At 70.2% G+C, this 5,012-nt stretch carries 5 protein-coding genes; 4 read left to right on the top strand and 1 reads right to left on the bottom strand.

Annotation, left to right across the window (positions count from 1 at the left end; genetic code table 11):
* The first annotated feature begins 56 nt into the window (after positions 1-56).
* On the top strand, positions 57-815 hold the full coding sequence (locus tag AE652_RS35040; RefSeq protein WP_369808356.1) for an alpha-ketoglutarate-dependent dioxygenase AlkB: 759 nt from the start codon (positions 57-59) through the stop codon (positions 813-815).
* On the opposite strand, the gene AE652_RS35045 is transcribed toward AE652_RS35040, so the two are convergent.
* Entirely contained in the window at positions 809-1,474 is a 666-nt protein-coding gene (locus AE652_RS35045; RefSeq protein ID WP_063780371.1) for a LysE family translocator, read from the bottom strand. The two genes, AE652_RS35040 and AE652_RS35045, sit on opposite strands and share 7 nt — an antisense overlap.
* A 342-nt stretch (positions 1,475-1,816) precedes the next feature.
* On the opposite strand from AE652_RS35045, the gene AE652_RS35050 reads away from it, so the two are divergent.
* The 3 genes from AE652_RS35050 (at position 1,817) to AE652_RS35060 (ending at position 4,980) form a co-directional block, all read left to right on the top strand.
* Positions 1,817-2,917 carry an SIS domain-containing protein gene (locus tag AE652_RS35050; RefSeq protein WP_049659031.1) on the top strand — a complete coding sequence of 367 codons (1,101 nt, stop codon included), beginning with the start codon at positions 1,817-1,819 and terminating at the stop codon, positions 2,915-2,917.
* Positions 2,918-2,957: 40 nt separating this feature from the next.
* Complete coding sequence (locus AE652_RS35055) at positions 2,958-3,734, top strand: SDR family NAD(P)-dependent oxidoreductase (RefSeq protein WP_049659034.1); 777 nt, start codon at positions 2,958-2,960, stop codon at positions 3,732-3,734.
* Positions 3,735-3,825: 91 nt separating this feature from the next.
* The gene (locus AE652_RS35060) at positions 3,826-4,980 is read left to right on the top strand and encodes a pyridoxal phosphate-dependent aminotransferase (protein ID WP_049659032.1); all 1,155 of its coding nucleotides are present in this window, start codon (positions 3,826-3,828) and stop codon (positions 4,978-4,980) included.
* The last annotated feature ends 32 nt before the right edge of the window (positions 4,981-5,012 follow it).

The following is a 5,012-nucleotide window of genomic DNA, read 5'->3' on the forward strand; positions in this document are numbered from 1 at the left end:
CGCATCGCCTCCGGCTGGACCGACTCCTTCCCGCCTGCCACCCCGGGCGCCGCCACGTGACCACCACCCCCGCCCTGTTCGGCCCGCCGCCCGCCGGCTACGAGCGCCGCGAGATCGCGCCGGGAGCCGTCCACCTGCCCGGCTGGCTCACCCCCGACCGGCAGCGCGACCTCGTCGCCGCCTGCCGCGCCTGGGCCACCGGGCCCGTCCCGATCCGGCACACCCGGCTGCCGCGCGGCGGCGTCATGTCCGTACAGACCGTGTGCCTGGGCTGGCACTGGCAGCCCTACGCCTACACCCGCACCGCCGACGACGTGAACGGCCGCCGCGTCGCCCGCCTCCCCGACTGGCTCGCCGACCTCGGCCGCCGGGCGGTGGCCGACGCCTACCAGGACCCCGGCCAGGGCGCCGGCTACGAACCCGACGCCGCGCTGGTCAACTTCTACGACGCCGACGCCCGGCTCGGCATGCACCAGGACAAGGACGAGCGCTCGCTCGCCCCGGTGGTCTCCCTCAGCATCGGCGACACCTGCCTCTTCCGCTTCGGCAACACCCGTACCCGCAACCGGCCCTGGACCGACCTGACCCTCGCCTCCGGGGACCTGCTCGTCTTCGGCGGCCCCTCCCGCCTCGCGTACCACGCCGTGCCGAAGATCTTCCCCGGTACCGGCGACCCCGCCGTCGGCCCCGCCCGGGGCCGCCTCAACATCACCCTGCGCGTCACCGGACTCACCGACCGCGCCGCAGAGGCGACCGGAGCGGCCCCCGCCGGGGCCGCCCCCGTCGCCTCGGAGGAGTCGGGAACGCGCTACTGACGGGCCCCCACCGCCGCCCCGAGCCCGAGCAGCGCCACCCCGGCCACCCCCGACAGCCCCCGTTGCACCTTGCGCCGCAGCAGGACGCGCTGGATCGCGCCCAGGACCGCGACCACCACGACGTACCAGGCCAGGGCCAGCAGCCAGAACAGCCCGGCCAGGAGCACGTGCTGGGAGAGCTCGGACATGCCGGGCAGCTGGAACTGCGGGAAGAGGGAGAGGTAGAAGGCGGCGACCTTCGGGTTGAGCAGATTGCTCAGCAGGCCCTGGCGGAAGTCCGCCCCGCTGTCCGGCGCCCCGCCACCGCCTCCGCGGCCGTGACCGGCGGGCTGCGCGGCCGTCGCGTCGTCAGCTCCGTCCTCGCGTCGGCCGAGGCGGATGAAGTCGATCAGGGACCGGATGCCCAGGTAGGCGAGGTACAGGGCGCCGGCGATCCGCACGGCGGTGTAGAGCACTTCGGAGCCCGTGAGCAGCGCGGTCAGGCCCGCGACGGCCGCGCCGGCGAGGACCGCGTTGCCGAGCATGATGCCCATCGCGGTCGCGGCCGCGCCCCGGCGGCCGCCCCGTGCCGCGTTCCGCAGCAGGAGCACCAGGTCGGGGCCCGGAACAACGATGATCAGAAGAGAAGCGAGTACGAACGTCAGTAGCTGCGCAGTCATACACCAATCATGGCGCGGTTGAGAAGGGTTTTGGGCAAGTTGGTGAGAACGGCCGGTTCCTCCGTGTCCCGAAGCGTGGCGGTCGTCTGCATTCAGGGGACTTGTCCGTTCGACTGCCGCCGCCGTTCTCATATTCCGTCAGAAACCCTCTCAGCATGTGAGACCGGCGAAATCGGACCATGCGGTCCCTGGTCGATTCGCAGACTTACCGATGTGAATGCCACGAGGCCTTCCGTGCTTGTTAGAGTCGAATCACCCGAAGCAACCCGGGTCTCCGGAGTTCGGTATCCGGAGTCGCACGACTTCTTCGACCCGCACGCGACCGTGATGGAGTGAGATCGCATGAAGTCCCGACTCGACCGCTACGAGGAATTCATCGAGAAGGAGTACCGGGCCGGCCTGACGAAGCCCGACGAGTACTCGCTCGACGACGTCACCCCGGACCTTCGAAAGCGTCTCTCCGAAGGGAGGTTCAAGCGCATCGTCTTCACCGGAATGGGCTGCTCGGCCATCGTCTCGGATATCGTCCGCGGCTACTTCACGGAGATCGGCCTGCCCCTCGAAGTGCACGTCGTGAACGACTACGACTTCCGCTTCCTGGCCGCTCCCTCGGTCCTCGAGGACGAGGCGACCCTGTACATCATCAGCTCGTACAGCGGGCACTCGCAGGAGCCGGTCCTCGCCTACCAGCGGCTTCGCGCCGTCCGGGACCAGGTGCTCCTGCTCACCTCCGGCGGCAAACTGGCCGAGCTCGGGCGGGCGGACGGCGCCTCCATCGCCTACTGGCGGCTGCGCGAACCGGACCGCGAGTACCCCCTCTTCCACGTCTCGCAGTACTTCGCCATCCTGATGGACATGTTCCACGAATTCGGGGTGCTGAGCGACGACCACCACGCCCGGCTGGGCGAATTGGCGGGCCTGCTCGAGGCGGATTTCGAGGAGAACGGCCGCGAGGCCGCCCGTCGGATCGCCGACGCGAGCGAGGACGCGAACATCATCATGATCGCGTCCCCGAAATGGCACGAGAGCCTGCTCAAGCTGGCCAAGATGCACTTCAACGAGATGGCCATGGTTCCGACCGCCCGGAACTACTTCCACGAATTCTGCCACAGCGAGGTGGCCACGCTTTCCGACCCGGTGCGGAAGCACAGCACGGTCTGGTTCTCCGACGCGGACGACGACGAGTACACCCTCGCCAAGGGTGAGAACCTGCAGCGTCTGCTGACCGACGACCGACCGGAGAACCGGAACATCCGGTTCTCCCGGGTGCACCTTTCGGAGGGGGACTTCCTCCGGAAGTACTTCACCGCCCTCAACGTGGTGCAGCACGCGGCACTCCGCCTCGGCCGGCACCACGAGACGCGGTCGCGCGACCTCATCTCCGAATCCGCCGGAAACCCCTGGTACCACAGCACCACCATCGAGTCCGAGCTGACGGCGTAACACCCGGACGGAGAGAACGGAGAGGACTGTGGTGGCGGACATGGATGACACCAGTCCGCTGCACCTGTTCGACGTCACAGGCAAGGTGGCCCTGATCACTGGGGCCACCCGCGGGCTGGGCCAGGCCATCGCGGCCGGCCTGGCCCGCGCCGGTGCCAGAGTGATCGTCGCCGGGCGCAGCAGCGAAGCAGCAGACGCGGTCGCCGGCAAACTGGCCGTCGACGGAGGATCCGCGGTCGGTGTCGGGCTGGACGTGACGCGGGAGGCAGAGGTCGAGGACGTCCTCTCCCGTGCGGTGCGCGAACACGGCGGACTCGACATCGTCGTCAACAACGCCGGCATCATCGACAGGTTCCCGGCCGAGGACTACCCGGCCGAGACCTGGCAGCGCGTCATCGACACCAACCTGACCGGCGCGTTCCTCGTGTCACGCGCCGCCGGGAGGGCCATGCTCCGGCAGGGCAGCGGAAAGATCGTCAACATCGCATCGGTCCTGGCCCACAGCGGTGGCCGCAACGTCGTCGCCTACGCGGCGAGCAAGGGCGCGCTGGTACAGCTCACCCGCTCCTGTGCGGCGGAGTGGGCCGGGCGGGGCGTCCACGTGAACGCGATCGCCGCCGGCTACTTCGAGACGGACCTGACCGCCGGTCTGCGCACGGACGCGCAGCGCAGTGCGGGCCTGCTCACCCGGGTACCCGCCGGCCGTTGGGGCAGGCCCGAGGAACTCGTCGGGACCGTGCTCTACCTGGCCTCGGAGGCGTCCAGCTACGTCCACGGAGCCGTCATCGAGGCGGACGGTGGATGGACCGCCGCATGAACAGTCACCGCATGAACAGTCAGCGCATGAACACCCACCGGGTGAACACCCACCGATCCCACGACCGGCCCGAACACGGGAGGAGGCACCGATGAAGCCGCACGCGCGGAGGCTCGACGGGTTCCGGCAGTCGACCATCAGGGCCATGACCGAGCGGTGCGTCGCCGTCGGCGGCATCAACCTCGGCCAGGGCCTGTCCCGCACGCCGCCCCCGGACGACCTGCTCGACCACGCGACCGCACACTTCGCGTCCGCCGACCACTCCTACAGCCCCGCCCACGGAGACGCCGTCCTCCGGCAGGCCGTCGCGCGGAAGCTGGCGGAGTACAACGGAGTCCACGTCGACCCGGAGCACGGGGTGGTGGCCACCATCGGCGCCACCGGCGCGTACAACGCGGCGGTACTGGCCCACCTCGACCCGGGAGACGGCCTGCTCCTGCCCGAACCCTTCTACGGCTACCACCGCACCGTGGCGGAGATCCACGGGGTCGTTCCCCAGCCGGTCAGGACGGACGCCCCCGGGTTCCGGATCGACAGGGCGGCCCTGGAGGCGGCCACGACGGACCGCACCAGGGCGATCGTGCTGTGCACACCCGGCAATCCGTCGGGCCACCGGATGCCACCGGACGAGATCGAGGAGGTGGCGCGCTTCGCAGCGGACCGGGACCTGCTGGTGATCACCGACGAGATCTACGAGCACCTCTACTACGGGGACGAACCGCACCGCTCGCCGGCGTCGTTCGACCTGCTGCGCGACCGCACGATCACGGTCTCCGGCCTCTCCAAGACTTACAGCATCCCCGGATGGCGGCTCGGCTACGCCGCCGGACCCCCGGAGCTGATCGCGCCGTTGCGCATCGCCGCCGACGCGCTCTCGGTGTGCGCCCCCACCCCGCTGCAGCAGATCGCCGCACGGGCGTTCACCCTGCCGGACTCCTTCTACGCGCGGACGCGCCAGGACTACCGCCGCAAGCGCGACCGGATCGCCGCGGCGTTCCGTGACGCGGGCCTCGCGACCAACGACCCGGAAGGCGCCTACTACCTCCTGGTGGACGGGACTCCGCTGGGCGGCGACAGCGGCGAGGTCGCGGAGACGATCCTGAGTGCCGCCGGCATCGCCACCATCCCGGCCGACGCGTTCCATCTCGGGGCGGCCCCTTATCCCTACGTCCGCGCGTGCTTCGCCCTGACCGACGCCGACATCCTCCGCGTGGAGGAACACCTCTCCGAGGTGAAGTGGCCCTGACCGCCGGGTCCACCGTGGCGGCGATCACGGTG

Origin of the sequence: Kitasatospora sp. MY 5-36 (assembly GCF_001182915.1) — a bacterium.
Lineage (GTDB): Bacteria > Actinomycetota > Actinomycetes > Streptomycetales > Streptomycetaceae > Kitasatospora.